Genomic DNA, 24,632 nt, shown 5'->3' with positions numbered 1-24,632 from the left:
TCAAACTATTTGTTTTTGTACTATAGCTAAAAAAAATTATTGATCCATAATAAAATAACCAACACCAGAGTAAGTGGTTTGCTGCTAACATATTTAAAAATGTTATGAACTTAATAAGAGAAAAAAATACCCCTGTAATGGAGCAATATTTAAATTTGAAAGCTCAATACACGGATCATCTATTGTTTTATAGACTGGGCGATTTTTATGAATTGTTTTTCGATGATGCTATTAAAGCTGCGAAATTGCTGAATATAGTGCTAACCAAGAGGGGCAATTCAAATGGGCAAGAAATACCAATGTGTGGAGTGCCAGCACACAGTAGTGAGTCTTACCTGCACAAGCTAATAGATTTAGGATTCAAAGTAGCAATCTGTGACCAATTAGAAACTGCTGATGAAGCAAAAAAGAGGGGCTATAAATCCATAGTAAAACGTGATGTAGTGCGAGTTGTAACTCCAGGTACAATTATAGAAGATTCACTACTGGAGGATAAAAGCAATAATTATCTCGCATCCATAGTTGAACAAAATGACGAATATGCTATTAGTTGGCTTGAATTATCGACGGGAAAATTTTTTCACATTTTAACGAGTTTGAAAGCTCTAGATAGTGATTTATTGCGTATATCACCAAGAGAATTATTAATTTCTGAAAAATTCACTGAGGACGAAAAAATTAGATCGATTTTAAAAAATTATAAAATATCAATTACGCAACACGCACAGAGCTTTTTTGAGTATAGTAAATCTCACAGAACGTTATGCGAGTTTTATAAAATCAGGGAACTTGGGAGTATAGGAAATTTCAGCAAAGTAGAAATCATGGCGTGTGGTGCACTGCTTGAATATGTCAGAGTAACACAAAGGGGCTCCATTCCAAGACTTGAATTCCCAAAAACCTATAAGCAACAAAATTTCATGCTTATTGATGCTTCAGCAAGGAGAAACCTTGAGTTGTTTTCAACTCAATTTGGTGAAAAGAAAGGTTCACTAATTTCAGTTATTGATCACACAGTAACAGCCTCTGGTGGACGCCTGCTCAAACAAATGCTCGCTTCACCCCTTGCTTGCTCTAAGGCAATTAATTTGAGGCTCAGCACCGCTCAATTTTTTGTAAATAATCATGAGCTACGCAGAAAAATACGAGAGATATTATCTAACATTCCAGATATTGAGAGGTCTTTATCGCGCTTAATACTAGGGCGTGGTTCACCAAAGGATATGAACCTATTAAAAATAGGCCTAGGAAAAACTTTAGAGTTGTCTGAGTTTCTGTCTAACTTGCATAATTATTGTTTAAGTGAAAAATCAGAAATTAACTCTCAGATGTCATTCCAGTGCTTGACCAGAGAAAAGGAACCAGTGTCTACTACTCAGGTGATAAGTAGTGACGAAAGTGAACTAAGCACAATACATAAAAGCCTTGGCAATCATAAAGACCTATTTGAACTGTTAAATAGTGCTATACTTGATAATAACCTCAGTTCCGTGAAAGAAGGAGGATTTATTCACTCAAAATATAACTCAGAATTATCTGAGTTATCCTACATATTAAATAATAGTAATAAACTAATAACCAAACTCCGTGAATCTTATCGCGACCTAACTGGTATTGCCGCACTTAAAATATTACATAACAACATACTCGGTTATTACGTTGAAGTGTCGGCAAATCACAAAATAACTTCGGATATATTTATTCATAGACAAAGCTTAGCAAATAGCATGCGCTACACTACTAATGAGTTGAAAGAACTAGAAAATAAAATTCTTACGGCACGTGATGCTGCAATCGGCTTAGAAATGAAAATTTTTAGTGAACTGTGTAGTGAAGTCGCTCAAGAATCTGAAAAAATTGCTCTTGCTGCAAATGCTTTGGCAAAACTTGATATTAGAACCGCGTTTGCAGAGCTTGCAGTGCAAAATAATTACGTAAAACCCATCATTGATGACAGCAAAGAGTTCAATATCTGTAGCGGAAGACATCCAGTGGTTGAAGTTAACGATAAATTCATTGCAAATAGCATCAATTTAGCTGGTATACATCTAATTACTGGTCCTAATATGGCTGGAAAAAGCACTTTCTTGAGGCAAAACGCTCTCATTGCAGTTTTAGCTCATATGGGGTCATTTGTGCCAGCAGAGAGTGCGCATATTGGAGTGATTGACAAGATATTCAGCAGGGTTGGCGCAACGGATAATATAACAGCTGGTTATTCTACCTTCATGGTAGAGATGATCGAAACAGCAACGATAGTAAATCAGGCAACGGACCGTTCCTTGGTGATACTTGATGAAATTGGTAGGGGCACAGGGGTGTATGATGGATTATCTATTGCACAGGCGGTGATTGAACATATTCACAATGTAAATAAGTGCCGCGCCATTTTTGCAACTCATTATCATGAATTAACTAAAGTAGGTGAATACTTAGAAAATGTGAAATGTTTTTGTATGAAAATAAAAGAATGGAACGGAGAGGTTATCTTTCTACATGAAGTAATTGAAGGCATTGCAGATGAGTCATATGGAATACATGTAGCAAAACTTGCTGGTTTTCCTGACTCTGTTTTAAATAGAGCAAGTGAAGTGTTTGAGGAGCTAAAGGCTTGAGGAAAGTAACATTATATTACTCCACAATTATGGAGTTTTAGCAATCTATGGCGCTTTAATTTTAGTCAGCTTTCTGAGTAGCTGAATTAACGTAGCATTGATCTATTGCCACATTGGTCAAGATTCCAATTCCACCACCTACAACTGCACCTACAGCTCCTAATGCTAGTTGAGTACCAATTCCAGCAGAAGACCCAATGATTAATGGAGCAAGAAAATATAATGCTAAAGCGCAAGTTATTGCAGCTACACTTATAACAGCCAGCTTTCTCGGACAAAAATTTTCTGGTGCCTCAGCACTAGATATGAATGATGATTGTGCGCCGTAGAAACACGGAAAGTGTTGAAGCTGTGCAGTAGATGAGGGAGGGCCCCTCGGAGCCGGTTTGCAAGAGCAGGCTTCAAACAGCCATAAGCTGCTTTGGTAAAGAGCTAAGGTAGTGAGCGTTATGGAAAAGGCACAATTATGTGTCATGTATGAAATAGAGAGACGAACGCAAGTGAACCACTGATGAAGTGTCGAAAGCGTAGAGACGACGTCAAAACCAGGGGGTAGTCGTTAACCTGGGATGAATCTACTGGGAGCTTGTTTACTGGGTAGGTGGCGTCCGGCATAAAAGTGGCGTGAATCTATTTTAGGCTATTGCATGGAACTACGGGAACCTGTCGTTTCGATGAAAAGGGAGAAGTCCAAAGAGCTGATCTCTGAGGATGAGAGTACCGATGCGAAAAACAGGGGCGGATTAGCTCGTAGTAGCGAAGAAGTTTCTGTAATGGAAATGGAGTGAAGGGGCTAAGTTATTTAGTTTTAATTATTTATCAACCGAAAGGGAGGAGTCAATGAATAAAACAAAGTCTTTTGATATACCGAAGCAACTTATTTGGAGAGCTTATAAACAAGTATCGAAAAATAAAGGTGCAGCAGGTGTAGATGAGGTCTCGATAACAAAGTTTGAAGAAAATCTAAAGGATAATCTATACAAATTATGGAATCGGATGTCATCCGGAAGTTATTTTCCAGAGCCGGTAAAAGCTGTTGCGATACCAAAAGATACAGGAGGGCAAAGAATTTTATGTGTGCCTTCAGTATTCGACAGAATAGCGCAAACAGCAGCTACAATGTATCTTGAGCCGTTAGTAGAACCGAAATTTCACGAAGATTCATATGGTTATAGACCAAATAAGTCTGCGCTGGATGCGGTATACACAGCACGGAAGAGATGTTGGAAAAATGATTGGACGGTAGATCTTGATATATCTGGATTTTTCGACAATCTGGACCACGATTTAGCACTGCAGGCTATCAAGAAACACACAGACTGCAAATGGGTCATACTGTATGTTGAGAGGTGGATGAAAGCCCCCATTCAGCAAGCAGATGGCAGTAGGGTAACAAGGGATAAAGGAGTTCCGCAAGGAGGTTCTATAAGCCCAATCATTTCAAGCATATTTATGCACCATGCGTTTGATATGTGGATGAAACAAAATTATCCAACAGTACCATTTGAAAGATATGTAGATGATGCGATAGTGCACTGCAGAACTAAAAGACAGGCAGGATTTATGAAAGTAATGATTGAAGAAAGATTGGCTAAGTGTAAATTGAAGTTACATCCTGAAAAGACACAGATTGTGTACAGTAAGGATGATGATAGAAAAGAACAATTTCCTAAACAAAGCTTTGATTTTCTAGGTTATACTTTTAGACCTAGAGTAGCAAAGAATAAGATGAGGAATTATTTCATCTCATTTCTACCTGCAATTAGTAACAAAGCCAAGAAGAAGATCAAGAAAACCATAAAGTCATGGAGAATACATCGGATTACATGGACCACACTAGAGGAAATATCGAAGAAGATAGATCCAATAGTCAGAGGCTGGTTTCAGTACTATGGCAGGTTTTATAAATCAGAGATGTATCCATCTCTTAGAAATATAGAGAGATACCTCATAAGATGGGTCAGGACAAAATATAAGAAACTTCGTGATCACGGAAGACTAGCAAAGCAATTTCTAGGAAAAGTGAGAAAGAGGTCTCCAAGTATTTTCTATCATTGGACACTTGGGTTAGGATCAAAAGGCTAAATAATGGGAGCTGTATAAGCCGAGAGGTTTCCGTGCAGTTCTGCGAGAGACTGGTGGGGAAGCTCCGCCGGTCTACTCTCCTTACTAGATTTTTTCTACTTTCATGATCTAAAAAGCCACTCACTGTTCTCATTATAGGACGGGTAGAGCCGTCACCAGTCAAGTCAATTCTATCTTCCACTATATCATGAAGTTCTTTAACTTGAGCTTTATATTCGTCCCAGTAGACTGATAACTCTTGTTGGTCATTGAGAAGATCTGGTTTATTTGAAGTTGTTAACCAGTGTGAGTCATGTTCCAAAATATATCGAATTGTAGCTTTCCCTATATCTATATGCCCTTCAGTAATTGCATACTTTAAGACACCTTCTGCTTTTTCCCTTCCAACATTAAGATCAGCACCAGCTTTTATCAATAATTCTACTATCTTTGGAGAATTATGAAATATAGCAATATCTAAAGGGACCATCTCATTACAATCTTTAATATTTAAGTTTGCTTTTTGTTCTATTAAATAACTTATAAATTTTAAGGTTTCATCAGATTTTTGATCGTCTATGTCTTTATATTTGTAATATATTCTAATTGCAAAATTCAACGCAGTTTCACCCTTTAAAGCACTACCACCAATAATTAAGTTCTGATAGCTTTTTACCTCTTGATTTATTAAGTTAACATCCGCGCCGTTTTCTATTAAAGCCTTAGCTCCTTTGAAATTGCTTTTTGCAATTTGCAGATGAAGTAAGTAACGACCAAGATGATCAGTTGCATTAGGATTTGCACCTTGTTCAATCAAATACCTTGCAATTTTATCATTAAATTTGTGATCATAAGTTGCAGATTGTAGTGGCTCAGGATTTTGCTGTAACTCATGTTTAGCTATTGATTTATTTATCTCACAGATTGATTTTACTAACCCTAAATTTCTTTTCATAATCGCCTTTTTGACTGCAGCGCTGAAACTTACACCTTGCTCTATTAAATACTTAGCTATTTCTTCATCAACAGCATCACCTAATAAATTTGTACCGCTTTGGGAATTAACGTCAGTAACAACATCTCGAATAATGGAACTATTTTTCTCAAAAATTGACTTTACTTTTTCTGAATCATTTTTGGTAACAGTATCAACAAGATCTTTTATTACAGCATCCACCCTCTTTTTTTTAGCCAACATTTCCTCTAATTCTTCAGAATTCATAAGTATACCTCAACACACACAATCAAAAAAATTATATCCAAATCAGAATTGTTTGTAAAGGATTTTTAGATATTAGCTTGCCCAAAGGTTAATTTATTTTATAATCTTTCTGTATTCTAGAAATTTCAATTAAATGAACTGCTATAAAACTCACGCGTGTAATGAATTAAGGAAGAATGATGTAGAAAAGGAAGTTACTCTCTCTGGGTGGCTGTACCGTAAACGTGACCATGGTAACCTAATCTTTGTTGATTTAAGAGATTTTTATGGAATTACTCAACTGGTATTCAATAATGACAAAGACTTTTTTGATGAAATTTCAAATTTAAAATCAGAAAGTGTGATTACTGTCACAGGAATAGTCAAAGCTAGAACTGAAGACACGGTAAATAGCTCTATTTCCACAGGAGAAATTGAAGTTATAGTTAGTAATTTACAAGTTGAATCGGAAGTTGAGTTCCACTGTGATGAAGAAATAGCAAAAGAAGAAAGGAGTATATTAGCAAGTATCGCCGGTGAGCAAGAATACCCAGAAAACATGAGATTTAAATATCGTTTTCTTGACTTAAGACGTGAAAAAGCCCGTAACAACATTATTCTGCGTTCACAGATCATTTCAGAGCTCAGGAGGCTCATGATAGAGCAAGGATTTTTGGAAATTCAAACTCCAATACTTACTGCCTCTTCTCCTGAAGGTGCACGTGACTACTTAGTGCCAAGCAGACTAAATCCTGGTAAATTCTATGCATTACCACAAGCTCCACAGATTTTTAAGCAGTTGCTTATGGTTTCAGGGTTTGATAAATATTTTCAAATTGCACCTTGTTTTCGTGATGAGGACGCAAGGGCTGACCGTTCTCCTGGGGAGTTTTATCAGCTCGACCTTGAAATGTCTTTTGTGACTCAAGAAGATATATTTCAGGTTATTGAGTCTAGCTTATACAAAGTATTTGCCAAATTTTCTCGCAAGTCTGTCGATAAAGATTTTCCACGCATTACATACAAAGATGCAATGCTCAAATATGGCTCTGATAAGCCAGATTTGCGTAATCCGTTATTAATCAGCGATGTTACGGAAATTTTCTGTGATTCAGAGTTCAATATTTTCAAAAACAATATCGAGCGTGGTATGGTAGTGAGAGCCATTCCTGCTCCTAAAACAGCAGAGGAACCACGCAGCTTCTTTGATAAAAAGATAGAACATGCGCAAAGAGAATTCGGTGCTAAGGGCCTTGGATATATAACGTTTGATAAAGATGGTACTGCGAAAGGCCCGATTGCTAAATTCCTCGATGACAATAGGCTAAACTACATAAGAGAAGTAACGAATGTAGGGCCTGGAGATAGTGTGTTTTTTGCTTCTGACAAAGAGAATGAGGCAGCAATAATTGCAGGGAAAGTGCGTATTCTTTTGGGATCAGAACTAGGTCTTATAGATGACAATATCTTCAAATTCTGTTGGGTGATTGATTTTCCTTACTTTGCGTATGACGATAAAAGTAAAAAAATTGATTTCTTTCATAATCCATTTTCTATGCCACATGGTGGCTTGAAAGATTTAGAAGAAAAGAATCCACTGGATATCCTTGCTTACCAATATGATCTTGTTTGCAATGGAATAGAGCTGTCAAGTGGAGCAATTCGTAATAACAAACTAGATATTATGTACAGAGCTTTTGCCATTGCAGGCTACAGTAAAGAGGAAGTTGATACAAAATTCGGTGCGCTCGTGCGTGCATTTAGGTTTGGAGTGCCACCTCATGGTGGAATAGCACCAGGGGTTGATAGAATGGTTATGCTGCTTGCTGATGAGCCGAACATTCGTGAAGTAATCTGTTTTCCTATGAATCAGCAAGGTGAAGATGTTCTAATGGGTGCTCCTTCTAAAGTAGAGGATAAGCATTTACGTGAGTTGTCTTTAAAGGTTGTTGAATAAAAATTTTTATAGCGGAGTGTGGTAAACTGGAAGTTATGAACAATATTCAAAAAGCAATACTATCAAGCATAATCTGCAATATGATTATATGGTATGAAGTAACTCTGTTTGGAGTTTTAAAGCATATAATAAGCAACGTTTTTTTTCCTTCAGAAAGTGATTATTTAAGCACAATCAAATTTCTTGGCAGTTTTGCAATTGGATTTGGATTTAGACCACTTGGTGCATTTATTTTTGGTTACATTGGAGATAAATACGGCAGAAGGAAAATTTTGCTGACTTCCGTAATATTAGCTTCGATATCATCTACTGCAATTGCGATTATACCAAGCTTTAAAGAAATAGGAATATTTTCTCCTATGCTGCTTCTGCTTTGTAGAATAACACAAGGAATGGCAGCAGGTGGAGAAACAAGTATCAATTCAGCTTTTTTAATAGAGCATTCAAGCGATAAAAAAAATCTAGGCTTTTTAGGTAGCATGAAAGCTTTTAGTGGTGCTCTTGGTTCTATTACATGCTTTGTAATGATAGCTGTTTGCAAAAAGTTTACAGGTGAAAATTATGAAATTTGGGGCTGGAGGTTGCTCTTCTATTTCTGCTCTGTTATGGGTGTAATAGGCTTTTTAATAAGGTACATAATGGAAGAGAGTCTAGCATATAAAACTCATGACCAAAATAAAAGCTTATCTAATTCTCCCTTTTTAGAATTAATCAAGAATTATAAAAGAGCATTTGTGATAGCAATTGGACTTGGCATTGCTCAAAACGCAATTGTTTATTCAGTAATCATGTTTTACAACATATCTGTAAAAGAGCTTATTCTTTCAGATATTGATATTAAAAATGTAGTAAGGATTATGGTTGAAATTACATTTGGGACGTCTGCAGTGCTGTTTGCAATACTGTCTGATAAAGTTGGAAGAAAAAACGTGATCATTCCTACGTTATTAGCTTTAGCTTGTGTCAGTTTGCCGGTACTTTCGCTATTATCAAATGATAACCACTATATTGTAACGCTCACTTTTCTATTAATAAGTGTGCCGATAGGCGCATCTTTTGGAATATATAATTCTCTCGCCTGCGAGTTATTTCCAACAAAAGTTAGATGCACTGGCTTTAGCCTCGCACATAACATATCTGCAGGTATTTTTGGCGGCCTTTCTCCATCGATATGCATGTGGCTTATAGAAAAAACTGAAACAAAACTTGCAGCAGGCATTTATCTTACTATCTGTGCATTAATTAGCCTAATATCTGTACTTCAAATTAAAGCCAAAGATAGAAAAGTTGATTGGTGAAATCGTTTCAGTTGAAAGATAGCACTTCAATAGATTTTTCGATGTGCCTAGGGATAGGAGCAGTAATAGTGATTACTTTATTATTTGGCAATTTTAAAGATAAAGAATGCGAATGAAGGTGGATCTGATTTACTACCCCATCGATAAAAGCTTTTTTGCCACCATATTTACCGTCACCAAGAATAGGGCAATTTATATGAGCTAAATGTGCACGCAACTGATGTGTCCTGCCGGTAATTGGTTGTAATTTTAAATAAGCAACATTATGTTTTAATCTTGATATAATTGAAAAATGCGTAGTGGCATTTTGAGGTGAGTCTTCATCAATAACTACTTTTTCTTGCCCTGAAATATATTTTTTCACCAACGGGTAGTCTATTATTCCATTATCTTTGCTCGGTATACCAGAAGTTAATGCTAGGTAAGTTTTTTTTATCCTCCGTCCTTTAAATTCTTCCATAAGGTATCTTGCAACACTGGCATTGCACGCGAATATTATTACTCCGCTTGTATCTCTATCAAGTCTATGGACAATTTTAAATACTTCCCCTTCTCTTATTTGGTCAAGCAAGTCACTAATGCTAATTTTTACCTTTATACCGCCTTGAACGATTATTCCTGCTGACTTGTTTATAGCTAATATATACTCGTCTTCATATAGTATGTTGTCTCTCAGTAAATTTACTAATTTTTCATTATATTTACGATCAGAATTAGTGTTTTCAATATAATCTAAGTATCTTATCGTTATAGTTTGCCCAGAATTCACTCTATCGCTGGATTTTGCCGTGCAATTATCAACCTTGATTAATCCTTTCCTTAAAGACTTCTCAATTGCAGATTGTTTCAAATTGGGAAAAATTCTTCTAATGTACCTATCGAGCCTAACGTTATTGTCTTCTACTAATATGGTTTTGATACCTTCTGACATCTTACTTATAAAAATTTTATTGTGTAAACTAAAATCTAACATACCTAATGTACTCCTCAGTTTCAGCTACTTGCATCGAGTGCTGCGTGCTGGAATTTAGAGGATTATTTAACTCTTTATAACAGCTTCATATTTTCCTACAGCTGAGTAAAGTGGTAACAATGATAGTTTCTCGATCATAGAGAGGTGAGTATTAGGCTCTTTAGTACTAGGGCCTGGACACGCTTCAGTGTTAGGCCCTGACTTCATACACTCAATGCCGTTAGCTAAAGATGTTACTCTTCCTACATTAACATTTTTAGTGCGATATGACCACCTGTAAGGACTATGTAATATTTGTTCTTTTACTCCATCCATTTCATCTGGACACGCTTTAGTGTTAGTCCCTAACTGCACACATTTAATGCGGTCAGTTATAAGTGCTACTCCTTTTCCATTAAGTTTAGCGTTATACTGTAATTGTTCAATTTGATTAGCTTGATCTCTTATCATACGTTCAAAGCTGATAGATAGATTATGTGATTCTATTTCTCTCAACATATGTGATTCTATGTGTTGCACTGTCATTAATTTTTTGTTTCTGAGTATACTTGATTCTAAGTCAAGCTGTGTAAGTATAGCTATTGCTCTTTGTTCTGCTTCCACTAGAAGATTACTTATACCTTGACGTTCAGCTAAATCTCTTACAGTTTCACCACAGTGATCAGGCAATGAAGTATTTGCGCGATAACATAGTAAGGTCATTACTACTATCCAGTGTCTACGTTCGACAGCATAAGCTAAAGGAGATTGCCCAGAGCTATCCTGTGCATTAACATCTACTCCATATAAAATTAAGATCCTTACTACTTCCGGATGGTTATACTTGGCAGCTTTATGTAAAGCAGTTGATCCTAAATCATCATCTGCATTAGCATTTACTCCAGCTTCTAATAGAGCATGTACCATTAGTGTATCACCATGTCTGGCAGCACAACGTAAAAACTCAGCTCCCATCAATTTCATTACATCCTTCCATATTCCAAGTTGTATCATAGTAGTTACTGCTTCTAGATAATTATATGGACAAATAGAAAGTAATATTTTCTGTGAATCATTCGTCTCAATACTTGCTCCATGGGCTATTAGATAATACATTACTTTTCTATTGCCTTTTGTAGCAGCACAATTAAAAGGAGTCCATCCCCATGCATCCTTATGGTTAACATTTGCTCCATATTTTATTAAGAGCTCTACTGCTTCCACATTACCATTCGTAGCAGCAATATGTAAGGGAGATCGTCCAATTAAATTATCCTCTAGATTAACATCTGCTCCATGTTCTGATATGCACTTTAATAGGTCTTCTAATATTGAAATATCGTTCTTTGTAACAGCCCAATATAGAGGAGTCCATCCAAATACATCTACTATCTCAATATTTTTGTCGATATTCTTGTCGTTTTTTATTATACAATCCACCATTGCTCTATCAACATTTGCAACAGCAATATGTAAAGGAGTAAGTTTAAGCGCCCCATTCTTCTTAACATCTGCTCCATTATTCATTAATAACCTTACTACTTCTTTATGGCCATTCCTGGCAGCTTCATATAAAGCAGTCAAGTTCATCAGATCTTCCACATTAGGATTTACCTTCTTCGTTACTAAGATTTTTATTATTTCTATATCGCCATTTACAGCTGGCTGATATAAAGTAGTCCGTTGAGATGAATCCAACAGATTAACATCTGCCCCTTTTTCTATTAGCTTGCGTGCTACTTCTATGTTCCTATCTTCAACAGCCCAATGTAAAGCAGTCCATTTGAACAACGGACTTGTTGCATTAATATCGACTCCTTCTACTTTAAGCATAGCATTGATTAAATTGTTCAGCTCAAAATCAATAGCTAAATATAATAACGTGTATGAAAAGCGTTCATGCAAACGATCTATTTCAAACCAATAATTTACATTAAACTTATTTTCTTCCCACTCTTTATACACATTTCCACTTTCTTTCTTTAGTCTATTTAGTGTTTCTAGTATCTTTTGTGTATCTAGCATCACTGGTACCTTTTCTGAGATCTTTCGTGCATTTAGCACATCCTCTAGCGCCACTGCTTTTGATTCTTCTGATGTCTCTTGTACACCTAACCTTTTTAGCATTCTTTTTACCATCTGTTGCGCATTTGATACCCTTGACTCCTTTAGTATCTTTTTTACTTCTTCTTTTGTCTGCGGTACATTTACCACCTTTAGTCTCTTTTTTAATGGCTCTTGTGTCTCTTGTACTCTTGTACTCTCGCCTGATACTTCTAATCCATGCGATATCTCTTCTAACATTCTTGATGTTTCTGCTTGCCCTAGTATCTTTACTTCCTTTAATAGCTCTTTTATTCTTTCAATTACATTGTCTTTACTTAAATTTACCTCTTGATCAATTACACCTAATATTAGGTTACACTGTTCATATGTCATTACCATAGCTTTACCTCATACTATAGAGTATTTTTTGATGCTATATATTATGGTAGAATAGTCAACGCATTTTCCATAGCGTAACTTGAGAGTCTAAAAGGACTGTTATTAACTTACAGAAAACCAAGCTTGCCTGAAACCACTTAATTGATTATAATCATAGGTTTTAAGGCAGTAAAATGACAGCTTTTTTTCCTTTGGTTATTTTTTTAATCTTATACCTTGGAAGTGGTGTCTATTTTTCCTTTATTGGAATTGATAATCCGCTTCGCCAAGTTTCACCGGTAATTTGCCTACTACCGGCGCTATTTTTTGCTGTTGCATGCAGTGCAGGTAAAATTCAACGTAACATCGATACTGTCATCGAGGGTATGGGCGATAAAAACACCCTTACTATGTGTTTAACTTTTCTATTTTCTGGAGCATTTTCTGTGGTGACTCAATCAATTGGTAGTGCAGATACTGTTGCTGATTTAATTCTCAATTTCCTTCCAGCAAGATTACTACTGCCTGGAGTATTTTTGGCTTCCGCTTTTATATCAACTGCAATTGGTACGTCTATGGGAGTTGTTGTATTAATGGTACCAATAGCTGTTAACTTAGCAAAAAGTGGGGCTTTTGGTCTTGAAATAGGAACTGCAACTGTAGTTGGAGGTGCCGTATTTGGTGATAATCTTTCAATGATATCTGACACTACTATTGCATCTGTTTCTTCACAGGGGGCCACGATAAAGGATAAACTTAAAGTGAATTCTAAAGTAGCATTTGTTGCCAGCATTATAACGCTTGTCTATCTGGCAATTATGGCAGATAGTACAAAAATTATTCCTACATCAAATTTAGATTATTTATCAGTAATAAAGATTATTCCTTATATTTCTTTAATAATCATGGGGTTATTTGAAGTTACTACTTTAGTAACAATAACTATAAATATAATTGTTGCTAGTGTATTAGGGATGACTTTTTTTGACTATACTATCATTCAACTCTCTCATGACATATATGACGGTTTCAAAAAAGTAAACGAGATAGTGATATTTGCTCTATTTATTGGCGGATTGAGTCATATAATGTACAAGCAGGGTCAAAAGGCATTACACAAACTTATCGATGAAAGCAATATCACAAAAACTAAAGCTGAATTTGTAATAGCGGGCATAGCATCTATGTTTACTGTTTTAGTTGCTAATAATACCATTGCTATTTTATTAAGTGGCGATATTGCAAAAAGGCTCGCGCAAAAGCATAATATTCCGTCATACCGTAGTGCATACTTGTTAGACATTTTTGCTTGCGTTACAAAAGGCATTTTGCCTTATGGTTCCCAGCTGATGCTAGCAGGTAGCATTGCTTCTGTCTCACCTATTTCTTTGTTAACACAAGTTTATTACTGCTTTATTTTAGCAGCAGTTACAGTAGGTGAAATAATCATCAATGGCAGACGTTGCGCGGCTACAACTTAATGTACGAAGATTTCTCTTCATATTACATTTTTGTGCCCATAAGAAATGAGTTGCCATTTTCATCAGCTACTTGGATAATAGATATATTCACAAAATTGTTCCATTTTTCTCAATAGATTTTGATTTTCTTTTCCCCTTATTAGCAGAGCATAAAACTTAGCTTTTTAATAAATCTCATTTTAACTCCAATACACTAACTATGAAACAATCTATATTGCCATCAAAAACGGAATTTATATTGCCAACTTCATGTCCAGTCCTTAAATCCTTTACCATTTGATATGGATGCATAACATACGATCTGATCTGACTGCCCCAACCTATATCGCATTTCTTGCCATATTCTTCGGCCATTTTCTGTTCTTTTTTTTCCAATTCAATTTGATATAAACGTCCTTTAAGTAGTTTAAGTGCTTCATCTTTATTTTTATGTTGAGAACGACCATTTTGGCATTGAGCTACAACGCCTGTTGGAATATGCGTAATACGTACCGCGCTTTCAGTCTTATTTACATGCTGACCACCTGCTCCAGAAGCACGGTAAGTGTCGATCTTTAAATCCTTTTCATCCACAACAATATCTATTGAATCTTCAATCACTGGAGTTACTCCTACACTTGCAAAACTGGTATGACGTTTACCATTTGCATCAAATGGTGATATTCTAACCAATCTATGAACTCCACTTTCGCTTTTTGCCCACCCGTAAGCTTTTTCTCCGATGATCTTTATTGTTGTAGATTTTATACCAACTGCATCACCATCTAATTTTTCTACAACTTCAACTTTAAAATTGTGATAAATTTCTGCCCATCTTGTATACATGCGCATGAGCATCTCAGTCCAATCATTGCTCTCTGTTCCACCAGCTCCTGAGTGGATTTCTAAAAAGCAGTTATTGTTATCTGCTTCACCAGTAAATAAGGATTCTGTCTCTTTAAGTTTGATTAATTTCTCTAGCTTTACTAACTCACCTTTAACTTCAGAAAAAAATTCTTCATCATTCTCATCAATAGCAGATTTCATCAAGCTGATAGCATCGTTGTAATCGCTTTCTAGCTTTGAAAACGATTCTATGTCATGCTTAATTTTAGAGCGTTCTTTTAAAATTTCTTGTGCTTTTTGATTGTCTTGCCACAGATTATCATTCAACGCTTGAGAATCCAGCTCTTCAAGACGCAACTTCAATTTTTCTATGTCAAAGACACCTCCTGATAAGAGAAATACTTTTATTTAAGCCTTGAAAGTATTCAAGGATTTCTGGATGGGTTTTCATTATACTTTAGACTTTAATATATTTATTATCACTAACAATAACAGCAAACAAAATAGAAATTTAACCATATAATAGTTAATTCAAAATAATTTTATTATACTTGAATGTTCAATAAAATCAAGTGTGTATATTTATTAAAAAAATAAGGTAAAGTAATGAATATTAAAACAAGTTCTCATTATGGTTTAGACAAAAAGGCTATTGATGATTTAATAGAGTCTCTCGATAATCAAGAATTAGAGAATGTTCGTAATATTGTAAAAACGATAGATAGCGTTCAGTTAGCTTATTTTTTATCTACTTCGATCAGTGATCACAGGGAGAAATTAGTTAATATCCTCGATCAACATTTGTTAAGTGATGCCTTAGTACATGTAGTACCAGATTTACAAGTAGAGATCATAGAAATATTGGGAATAGAAAATACAGCAAAGTTACTAATGCTTCTTGATATAGAAGACATAGTAGCTATAGTGAAAGATTTAGATAGAAAGTCTATAGAAAATATACTTAACTACTTACCCAATGCAACTCAAAAATTAGTAGAGGAATTGTTATCATACCCAGAAGAAAGTGCAGGAAGGTTGATACATAAAAATATGGTTATAGCTCCATATTATTGGACGATAAATCAGCTAATGGAATTCTTGCGCAACTATAAAAAAATACCAGAAACATTTTATCAAATTTTCATCATTAACTCAAAATTAGAACCCATAGGCATTTTCAACTTAAATAAGGTAATATCTCACTCAGGAGAAACAATAATAAAAGAGATAATGAGTCAAGATATAAAAATAATTAAAACTGGAATGGACCAAGAAGAAGTAGCAAGAATATTTAAAGATTACGCTCTATTATCAGCTCCAGTAGTAAATAAGAATGGTAAAATTATAGGTGTAATCCTTATTGAAGATGTAATCAAAATTGTTCAACAAGAAGCAGAAGAGGATGTGCTTAAAATAAGCGGTGTATCTTCTAAATCTGATATAAATGCCCCTATACATAAAACTATAATTAAAAGACTACCTTGGTTACTGTTTAACCTCTTAGCTGCAACAATATGTTCTATAGTAGTTGGCTTTTTCGATAACGTAATACAAAGTTTTATAGTACTGCCAATAATTATGCCAATCATTGCATCGATGAGCGGAAATGCAGGATCCCAAACAGTAACACTAACTATCCGGGCAATCGCAACAAAATATCTAACTGAGCAAAATGCAAAAAGAATACTGATGAAAGAATTTTTAATAGGTCTTATAAACGGGGTGATCTTATCTACTATTTCATTAGTAGTGTTAGCAATAAGGTTTCACAATGTCAAAGTGGAGATGATTTTTGTGGTCTCCATGATTATGATGTCAATTATTGCAACGTTCATCGGAACTTTCATTCCTATAATGCTTCATCGTTTAAGATCCGATCCTGCTGTTTCGTCTTCAATCTTAACATCAGCAACAACTGATATTCTCTCAGCTCTTATATTTTTTGGTCTAGCCACGATCTTTTTATTAAATAGCTGAATCTTGCTATATAAAAAAATTGCTTTACAAGCTTTACCGTCCACGTTATCATTACTCGTAGATGCATTGAAGAAGAAAAATAACAGTCGATAAAGAAATAAAAGTACATGAAACTGAGCTGCTTTAGTTTTAAAATAAAAACTAAAATAAGATGCTAAAGTATGCAAAAAAATTCTTGCTTTGCTAGATCTTTTTAGCTACAATGCAGTCTAACGTAATGAAAACATGGGGTGTGAGCTAGATGCATTGTATTATGTATATCACTCAGAAAGCAATTCTCGATTTTTTAAGAATATATCTATTTTAGTCAGAAGTCAAAAGAAAAGCACACTGTTACTCAGCAATTAAAGTTACTTAGGATTACCGTAAGGTTTCTACAGCAAATTGGTTTGGTACAGCTGCATAAGAATCAAATGTTGAAATCAATCTTCAGAAAAGAGGTTTACGACAAAACAATCAAAATATGAATATTAAAATATAGGCGGCTTTATGTTAGGTAAAGAAAATATAGGAGAACAAGTAGCAGATAATCAAATGGATTATGTAGATGCTGGATCAGCAATAGTTGATTATGAAAATATATTATCTAGTGAAGAACTTCAGTGTGGACGAAGTCAGGAGAGCCCTAGAGTAACAAGATCTTCATCTATAGGCAGCAGTAGTACATCGACTGATGATGAAGAAATGTTTAGCTGTATAAGCATTACAAGTGATGAAATAGTGAAAAAAGCAACTTTTTTTGTTAAGACTTTTGTTAAAGAATTCGAGGAAAAACTATCTGAATGTTCTAAAGAAGCAAAACCAGGTTCAAAAGTACGTAAAACAGGTAAAGTAGTAGCTAAGGTTGTATCAACTGTGGGTAATTATATTCCACCAAGTGTGGAGAAAGTAGGTACTTCTCAAGTTATGGAGTGTGTGAGTTTTGTTTCTACAAACCAACATAGGAAAAAAGCAAAAATATTTTCTACAATAGTTGCGCCTTCAGAAGGTAACTTAAGAAAGATTTTAATAGAAGCTGGCTTGGAAATTTTTCAAAGTTTTGAGAAGCAATTCACTAAAATTGTGGATACTAATCAGTTGTCTTGTAATAGGGGGATTGAGAAGTTAGCAATGGATACTGTATCCAGAGTAATAAATTACACTACATCTTGCAACGAGAAAGGAGAGCTTCCCGTTTCTCGCATAATTAAAGGTGTTGTTTTAGGTAAATCAAAAAGTGACACACTTGCTAAGCAATATTTATGTAAACCAGCGAAATCTTTAGATTCAGAAGTATTTCAACCTGGGTTTCGAGTACAAGATAAGCAAAGTGGTGAAATTTTGCTAACTTCAGCATTATATGAAAATGTAGGAATAAAAAAAATAGAAGGTAATGCTACTAAGTATTATCAATTGAATGAGCATGAAAAATACGGCTATCGGCTTTCCTTTACGTGGGAATTAGAAGAATGGTGGAAGGTAAGCAAAAAATATATGCCCGCTGACCCACCTAAAGAAGAATATGTGTATATCTTAGATGAGGAAAAAAAGAAAAAGTTAGTTAGTAATATATTGAAAGAGATTAATGGAAACGATCCAGTGAGAAAAAAAGATATAGAAAAACTGAATGAAAGGATCGAGAAATTGCACGTATATAGTGAAAACAAAGATAAAAATATATTTTCCTTTAATTTTGGCCACTTACCAGAATTCTTTATAAAAAGAGAAGTGATGTTAGATGAATTAAAAAAGAAGTTAGACAGTAAAAATCAAGAAGTGGAAATGTTACGAGTGGTCTTAATTAATGGGAAACATGGAACAGGAAAAAGTGAATTGGCTAAGAACTGCGTATATAGTAAGAAGAATGACTGGAAGAAAATTGCATGGATAGATGCTACAACATATAGTACTCTTTCACAATCATTTCGTAATTTAGCTAAAGAATTAGAAATTCCTACAGAAAATGATAATGATATGGATTTTAATGTTGTTCGAGATAGAGAAATAGAATCTATTGTCCAGGATGTATACCAGTATTTTCGAGACGTAAAAAGTCTTTTCATCTTTGATAACACCAGTAAGTATAAGGAGATCGAAAAATTTTTACCATCCTATTTTCCTAATTTGTTTTTTCATGGAGAAAAGCCTTACGTTTTAATTACTTCTCGTAGCAAGAATTGGGAAAAAGAAATAGAAAAGACACAGTTGAATGATGGATTTTCTCTAGGAGAAGCTATAACATTTATTGAAAGGGCCTTAGGGATAAAAGATAAATTAGAGAATCGCTATCTAGTAGAGTTAGCAGAAGCGTTGAATTATCTACCATTAGCTTTGGTGCAAGGAGCAGCATATATAAAACAAGAAAAGATTAGTATTAGCGAATATCTAAAACGCTATAATGAAGCAATACAAAAATCAAATCCTGGTCTTTTGGAAGCATTAGGTATCACCAAAGAATTATTTACAACTTTGAAGCTTAACCTTAATAAAATAAGAAGAGAAAAAAATGTTGGGCAGCAATCGCATGATATTGTATCATATATGGCTTACTTGGATCCCAATCAAATTGATATAGAAGAAATTTTCCTCCAGAAGAAATCAGAAAAAGGTAAGCAACAAGTTTTGGATGCTCTTAATCTACTCAATAAGTTTTCAGTGATTGAGCTAGAGGAGTCAATAGCAAGAGTTCATAAAGGGATACAAAAAACAGTAAGAGTAGAGAAAGAACGAACAGGAATAGAAGAAGAAACTTTAAGAGAAATTATGACATCATTTTGCCTTACGAATCCAAATCACGTTAAGTCTGTTTGGAGTCATGCAAGTAAATATAGTAGATTAGTTAATGAATTTATTGATTCTATTTATGATGGAGGTACTATCTTACATTTGCTAGCCAAAGATGGTAATGAAAAGGTTATTAAGCTGATATTAGAGAAAATATATCCTGATAAATTAAGTAAAGTTATTAATGCTATTGATGAAAAGAATTTTACTTCTTTAGATTATGCTATCATACATGGTCACTTAGGTACTGTTCAGCATCTTGTAAGGAAAGGGGGTGATGTAAATCTAAATAACACAAAAGGTATGAATCCTTTGCACTTTGCTGCCGTATATGGTCACTTAGATATTGCTAAATACCTTGTAGCGCAAGGGGCTATAATAAAATCATTAAACAAAGATAGTATGTGTCCTTTGCACTTTGCTGCTATATATGGTCACTTAGATATTATTAAATACCTTGTAGAGGAAGGAGCTAGTATAAATATAAAGGATAAAAATAACATGCGTCCTTTGCACTTTGCTGTTATATATGGTAGATTGGATATTGTGAAATATCTTGTAGAGAAAAGAGCTAATATAAATCTACGTAGCAAAGAAGGTGAGAGTACTTTGCACTTTGCTGTTATGCATGGTCAGTTAGATATTGTTGAATACCTTATAGAGAAAGGAGCTATTATAGATAGACAAAATGAAAAAAATATGAGTCCTTTGGACTATGTTATTGTATATTCTAACTCAGAAGAAATTATTTATTATCTTGAAGATATGCACTTAGCTCCAGACTTAAAAACACAATCACATAAAAGAAACCTAGAGACATTTGATGAACATACACTACCTAAAAAAAGAAAATTAAAAAATATAAGTGAAGCATTGCAATTTGAAGATAAAAGCACAGTTAACTTAACTCATAGGTCACCTATATCTTCATTTAACAGCGTCTCTGTACAACCTGCAAACAAGGACTTAAGACTATAATTTTACAGTAAGCTATTTAATTTTATGAGGGGAATTTCAAAAAAACAGAGAAATAAAGTAATAAATTGATATAAATTCGCGTAGAACAAGTGGTAGACCAAGATCCCAAAACAAATTCTTCTCTCACTAGCTAATGTTGTTTGCTGGAAATGGTTATATTGTTTAAATTTTTAGCAATATGTAATACTAATTCATTAAAAAATGGAAAAGAAGAATTATGGTAAGAAAAGTTTATGCTTATCTTATAATAAAAGTGCAATAGAAATTTTCCTAAAGAAAGCAAAAATCGCAGAAGTATACAAAAAAAAATATAAGCATTTATAGTACTCAAAAATGTAAGTACAGTAATGTTAAGAACTATTAAGTATTTATGCTGCATAATGTATCTATAGGTTAGAGGTAATTTATGAACAGAAACACACAATCACAGAAAAATATTCAATATAAAATGTTAATAGCGGCTGCTAATTATAAAGCATTTAGGGAAGCTGCTACTGAAGGTAATATTGAAACGTTGAAATTTCTATTGGACAGAGCGAAACTACTAGATTTACAGTGTAAAATGTTGGCAGTTAATGATTATGAAGTATTTAGAGAAGCTGCCGGTAATGATAATGCTGAAGTATTAGAGCTGCTGCTGAATAGAGTAGAATTACCAGAAGAACTACATACAATGTTAGCAGTGAAGAATTATGAAGCATTTAGAGAAGCTGCTGTTGAAAGTAATATTAAAGTATTGGAGCTTCTATTGGACAAAGCAAAATTACTAGATGTAAAGTATAAAATGTTGGCAGCTAATAATTATGAAGCATTTAGAGTAGCTGCTTATGCAGGGCACACTGAAGTACTGAAACTCTTATTGAATAGAACAGAATCATCAAATGTACAGCGTGAAATGTTGGCGGCTAATAATTATGAAGCGTTTAGAGTAGCTGCAGATGATGATGGTGATATTGAAACGTTGGGGTTTCTATTGGACAGAGCGAAACTACTAGATTTACAGTGTGAAATGTTGGCGGCTAATAATTACGAAGCGTTTTGGGAAGCTATCAGTGAAGGTAATATTAAAGTGTCGAAGTTGCTCCTGGATAGAGCAGGATCACTAGAAGAACAACATGCAATGTTAGCAGTGGAGAATTATGAAGCATTTAGGGCAGCTGCTGACAGTGGTAATATTAAAACGTTGGAGTTTCTATTGGATAAAGCGAAATTACTAGATGTACAGAGTAAAATATTGGCAGCTAATAATTATGAAGTATTTAGAGTAGCTGCTACCGGTAATGGTAATATTGAAGTGTTGAAACTACTGCTGGATAGAGTAGAATTGCCAGAAGAACGACATAAAATGTTGGTGGCTAATAATTATGAAGCATTTAGAGAAGCTGCTGCTGAAAGTAATATTAAAGCATTGGAGTTTTTATTGGATAGAGCAGGATTGCCAGAAGAACAATATGCAATGTTGGTGGCTAATGCTTGTCAAGCACTCAGAATAGCTGCCAGTGAAGGTAATATTGAAGTGTTGGAGCTACTATTGGATAAAGCAGGATCTCCAGAAAAACGACATGCAATGTTGGCGGCTAATAATTATGAAGCGTTTAGGGTAAATACTGTTCATGTTGACATTAAAGTATTAGAATTTCTATTAGATAAAGTAGGATCACCAGAAAAACGACATGCAATGTTGGCGGCCAATAATTATGAAGCATTTAGAGAAGCTGCTGCTGAAGTTGATATTGAAGTGTTAGAATTTCTATTAGATAAAGCAGGATCACCAAAAGAACAATATGCAATGTTAGCAGCTTATAATCATAAAATGCTTTCTTCCCATATAATTGAGAGCCATGAATATTCTTCTGAGGAGTTCAAAAGGATGTGTCTTGAAGCTGTGATAAACTATAATAGTAAGGAAATGCTTGATACAGTGCAGTCAAACCTTTTCCCTTCCAGTACCCGTCAAGAAGTAGATGAATCTTATCAAGAGAGAAAGAGAAAATTTGAGGCAATAGAAGATTTATCAAAATCACAGCCAGGACCTTCTGGGTATAAACCACTATCAAGGCATCCTCAAAGAAAAATGTCATGTGTAAATATTGAGCCAGGAAATGGAGAAAGAGAGAAGGTAATGAAATGTTGAGAAAACATTCAAAAAAGTGTGTCAAATCAAAAAATAAATTAATATAAAGAAAAGTTTTTATGTATTGAGTGGTAGACCATGCCATCTCAAGAAAAACACTTCTCACCGACTTTGATTTTGAACGCTGGAAGTGGTTATTTTACTTGAGATCTTAATAATATATTTTGCTAAATTAATACTAGTTTATTTTAGAATAATCACTAAGGTAGACTTATAAAAAACAGAATTAAAAAATGAACAAAAGATCGTATATTAAGACTATTAAGAGCCTTTTACTGAAAACCACTTTAGGTTAGAAAATTTTTCTAAAATAGTAATTGACAGAGTTTTAAAGGTAGAGCAATATTCCTAAAATATATTAAATTTTGTTAGGGGGTAAGTATGGATTACGAAGATGTACAAAAGATATTACTAACGTCTATTAAAGAAGATGATCCTCATAAAGGGCTTAAAGAGTTAGAGATTAAAAGATGGTGTATTGCATATCAGACATTGCTGAATAAATGGGGTAGAACAATAATACCACCCCTTTTTAAGAAAGTTTTAGAAGATGAAACTTGTTGGAAGATAGAAGATGCTTCAGGACAAATTAGACTCAATAGGTATACTTTCGGGGAAAAATTGTTAGCCTTGAAAACTTTGGATGGGCAAAGAAGTCTTATTAGACCCTTTGATCGCTACAAAATAGCCTGCTGGTGTTGTTTTGAGGACGAGATAAGAGCTATTTTTGAAGAATTTAAATTAACATTAGGTGGTAAACCAGTAGAGAGTTTAGTTAAGGGATGTGATAAAGGGGCTTTAATGATCTATTGGTCACATGCTATGAATAACCAAGAACATCAGTTAGAATTAAATAATGAGCATCCATACGTTTACGCTTTTAAATGTGCAATGCTGGAAAAGCATGTTGAAGCTTTGGAATTCTTCTGGAATAAGTTACAGTCAATTGGTTCTGTATCCCCAAAAAGGAAAGAAGATTTATTAATGGAGGTAGCATATAATAAAGGGCGTTTTTCCACTGACGATGTTGGTATGGTTGATTTCTGTCTACGTTACCTTCATGAAGATAAGTATCATGAGTTATTGAAAAGGGATTTTAAACAACATGGGTGTTATTATACTTTAAGTATATTAAGAAGAAACCATTCTTTCGAAAATGCTAGAAAGCTATTTGAACATTTAAAGCCAGAAGATTTATCTCCTGAAGCTTATAGTACATCAATGTTTTCGGCATTAAACTCGCTTGTTTCTGCACCAGATGATAATTTTATCAAATCTGGTAGTGATATGCTTACCTCTATGTGGAATAGTCCTGGCTTTGAGTCTCATAAACAACACTATTTAAATAAGCTAAGCGAACAACTCTCATCAACCAGAGATTTGGTTGCTTCTCTTATTAAGGGAAATAAAGCTGTTAAAATATTATCTGAAATTGTTAACTCCCTTAGCCAAGAGCAAATGTACTCTATTATGGAAGAAGATAAATCAGAATATGAGCTGTTTATGAGAGTTAGAAACACGCAATTGCATCGTGGGGCAGGTGATACTCAGTTACCAAGTTCATCATTAGATGTAGAAACTATACAGCAGAAGGTAAGTGGTGTTAGAGGCGAAGTGTAGAGTTTCTCTTTTGGAAAATTCAGTTACTTGGACTTATAATGAAAGCATGCAAAGAGTTTAAATAAGAGTAAAAATTGTAAAAGGTTAAAATCAGGAGGAGGTTATGGTTGATAACAATCAACAGCAAGAAAAACCACAAGGTTTCGAGTTAATTGAGTTGCTTTTGGGGAAAGTAGATTCTTCAACTTCTAATGCAGTAGATCAATCTTTTGAAGCAAGATATCAGTCGTTGGTTGATCAAATACAATCTTATTTACATTCTAGTGAAAAGCCTGGCTTTTTTCCTCATCGATTTTTAGGTTCTTTTTCCAGTGTATTAGATACTAACTTAATGACAAGTTAG

The 24,632-nt window shown here is 34.4% G+C and carries 15 protein-coding genes and 1 pseudogene; 11 read left to right on the top strand and 5 right to left on the bottom strand.

The annotated features are described in order from the left end of the window. Positions 1 to 104: 104 nt before the first annotated feature. The gene (gene mutS / locus OOL01_RS05680) at positions 105 to 2,615 is read left to right on the top strand and encodes a DNA mismatch repair protein MutS (protein ID WP_264686549.1); all 2,511 of its coding nucleotides are present in this window, start codon (positions 105 to 107) and stop codon (positions 2,613 to 2,615) included. Positions 2,616 to 2,676: 61 nt separating this feature from the next. Here the strand turns inward: mutS and OOL01_RS05675 are convergent, their stop codons facing one another. After that, positions 2,677 to 3,090, bottom strand: a complete 414-nt coding sequence (locus OOL01_RS05675; RefSeq protein ID WP_264686548.1) for a hypothetical protein — start codon at positions 3,088 to 3,090, stop codon at positions 2,677 to 2,679. A 172-nt stretch (positions 3,091 to 3,262) separates the two neighbouring features. On the opposite strand from OOL01_RS05675, the gene OOL01_RS05670 reads away from it, so the two are divergent. Both OOL01_RS05670 and ltrA read left to right on the top strand, forming a co-directional pair. Continuing rightward, positions 3,263 to 3,403: a hypothetical protein gene (locus OOL01_RS05670; RefSeq protein ID WP_019078704.1), complete on the top strand. Its 141-nt coding sequence runs from the start codon at positions 3,263 to 3,265 to the stop codon at positions 3,401 to 3,403. Positions 3,404 to 3,455: 52 nt separating this feature from the next. Next, positions 3,456 to 4,562, top strand: a pseudogene (gene ltrA / locus OOL01_RS05665) (group II intron reverse transcriptase/maturase); the annotation flags it as partial. Between the two features lie 13 nt (positions 4,563 to 4,575). Here the strand turns inward: ltrA and OOL01_RS08550 are convergent. Continuing rightward, entirely contained in the window at positions 4,576 to 5,901 is a 1,326-nt protein-coding gene (locus OOL01_RS08550; protein WP_264686547.1) for an ankyrin repeat domain-containing protein, read from the bottom strand. 133 nt (positions 5,902 to 6,034) lie between these two features. On the opposite strand from OOL01_RS08550, the gene aspS reads away from it, so the two are divergent. Then, positions 6,035 to 7,837 (top strand): aspartate--tRNA ligase, encoded by a 1,803-nt coding sequence (gene aspS, locus OOL01_RS05655; RefSeq protein WP_264686546.1) that lies wholly within the window; start codon positions 6,035 to 6,037, stop codon positions 7,835 to 7,837. A gap of 35 nt (positions 7,838 to 7,872) precedes the next feature. Beyond that, complete coding sequence (locus OOL01_RS05650; RefSeq protein ID WP_064085500.1) at positions 7,873 to 9,135, top strand: MFS transporter; 1,263 nt, start codon at positions 7,873 to 7,875, stop codon at positions 9,133 to 9,135. 7 nt (positions 9,136 to 9,142) lie between these two features. Here the strand turns inward: OOL01_RS05650 and OOL01_RS05645 are convergent, their stop codons facing one another. Together OOL01_RS05645 and OOL01_RS05640 are read right to left on the bottom strand one after the other, a co-directional pair. Continuing rightward, positions 9,143 to 10,066 carry an RluA family pseudouridine synthase gene (locus tag OOL01_RS05645; RefSeq protein ID WP_264687258.1) on the bottom strand — a complete coding sequence of 308 codons (924 nt, stop codon included), beginning with the start codon at positions 10,064 to 10,066 and terminating at the stop codon, positions 9,143 to 9,145. A gap of 108 nt (positions 10,067 to 10,174) precedes the next feature. Continuing rightward, a complete protein-coding gene (locus OOL01_RS05640; RefSeq protein WP_264686545.1) occupies positions 10,175 to 12,532 on the bottom strand; it encodes an ankyrin repeat domain-containing protein in 2,358 nt (785 codons plus the stop codon). 173 nt (positions 12,533 to 12,705) lie between these two features. On the opposite strand from OOL01_RS05640, the gene OOL01_RS05635 reads away from it, so the two are divergent. Continuing rightward, positions 12,706 to 13,992, top strand: coding sequence for a Na+/H+ antiporter NhaC family protein (locus OOL01_RS05635; RefSeq protein ID WP_264686544.1), 1,287 nt, complete (start codon positions 12,706 to 12,708; stop codon positions 13,990 to 13,992). A gap of 174 nt (positions 13,993 to 14,166) precedes the next feature. On the opposite strand, the gene prfB is transcribed toward OOL01_RS05635, so the two are convergent. Continuing rightward, positions 14,167 to 15,268 (bottom strand): peptide chain release factor 2 gene (prfB, locus tag OOL01_RS05630; RefSeq protein WP_250119949.1). Its coding sequence is split into 2 segments (ribosomal slippage): positions 14,167 to 15,201 and positions 15,203 to 15,268, totalling 1,101 coding nucleotides; the frame shifts between segments, so codons are not numbered across the junction. Positions 15,269 to 15,423: 155 nt separating this feature from the next. On the opposite strand from prfB, the gene mgtE reads away from it, so the two are divergent. From mgtE to OOL01_RS05605, 5 genes are all read left to right on the top strand, one after another. Further along, positions 15,424 to 16,794 carry a magnesium transporter gene (mgtE, locus tag OOL01_RS05625; RefSeq protein ID WP_064085731.1) on the top strand — a complete coding sequence of 457 codons (1,371 nt, stop codon included), beginning with the start codon at positions 15,424 to 15,426 and terminating at the stop codon, positions 16,792 to 16,794. 489 nt (positions 16,795 to 17,283) lie between these two features. Then, positions 17,284 to 20,535, top strand: coding sequence for an ankyrin repeat domain-containing protein (locus OOL01_RS05620; RefSeq protein WP_264686543.1), 3,252 nt, complete (start codon positions 17,284 to 17,286; stop codon positions 20,533 to 20,535). Positions 20,536 to 20,941: 406 nt separating this feature from the next. Beyond that, entirely contained in the window at positions 20,942 to 22,669 is a 1,728-nt protein-coding gene (locus tag OOL01_RS05615; RefSeq protein WP_264686542.1) for an ankyrin repeat domain-containing protein, read from the top strand. Positions 22,670 to 23,050: 381 nt separating this feature from the next. Then, complete coding sequence (locus OOL01_RS05610; protein ID WP_264686541.1) at positions 23,051 to 24,289, top strand: hypothetical protein; 1,239 nt, start codon at positions 23,051 to 23,053, stop codon at positions 24,287 to 24,289. Between the two features lie 103 nt (positions 24,290 to 24,392). Beyond that, a complete protein-coding gene (locus OOL01_RS05605; protein ID WP_264686540.1) occupies positions 24,393 to 24,632 on the top strand; it encodes a hypothetical protein in 240 nt (79 codons plus the stop codon).

The sequence above is a fragment of the Wolbachia endosymbiont (group B) of Rhopobota naevana genome, assembly GCF_947250615.1.
In the GTDB taxonomy this organism is placed as follows: Bacteria; Pseudomonadota; Alphaproteobacteria; order Rickettsiales; family Anaplasmataceae; genus Wolbachia.
Note: the sequence above shows the minus strand (reverse complement) of the source record. Positions and strands in the feature narration are given on the sequence as shown.